The sequence below is a fragment of the Streptomyces beijiangensis genome, from assembly GCF_017315755.1.
GTDB lineage: Bacteria > Actinomycetota > Actinomycetes > Streptomycetales > Streptomycetaceae > Streptomyces > Streptomyces beijiangensis.
This window is the reverse complement of sequence record NZ_JAFLRJ010001198.1, coordinates 1-206: the sequence shown is the minus strand read 5'-3', so window position 1 is coordinate 206 and position 206 is coordinate 1. Positions and strand designations below refer to the sequence as shown.

The following is a 206-nucleotide window of genomic DNA, read 5'->3' as shown; positions in this document are numbered from 1 at the left end:
CGGCCGCCCTGCTCGCCGCCGGGCGGCCGACAGCCGCAGGGTTTGGACAGGGAGGACGTTCTCGTCGGCGAGACCGTGGACCAGCATCAGCGGGCGCGTCAGTTTGTGCGCGTGCGGGAGCAGCGAGGAGCGGTCGTACGCTTCCGGCTCCTCGTCCGGGTGGCCGAGGAAACGCTCCTCCCAGTAGGTGTCGTACAGCCGCCGGT

Annotated in this window: 1 protein-coding gene; it reads right to left on the bottom strand. The window is 71.4% G+C overall.

Translation table 11 applies throughout. The features are described 5' to 3' along the window. On the bottom strand, positions 1–206 hold a 206-nt coding region (locus tag J0695_RS41155), incomplete at both ends, for an alpha/beta hydrolase family protein (protein ID WP_206969916.1).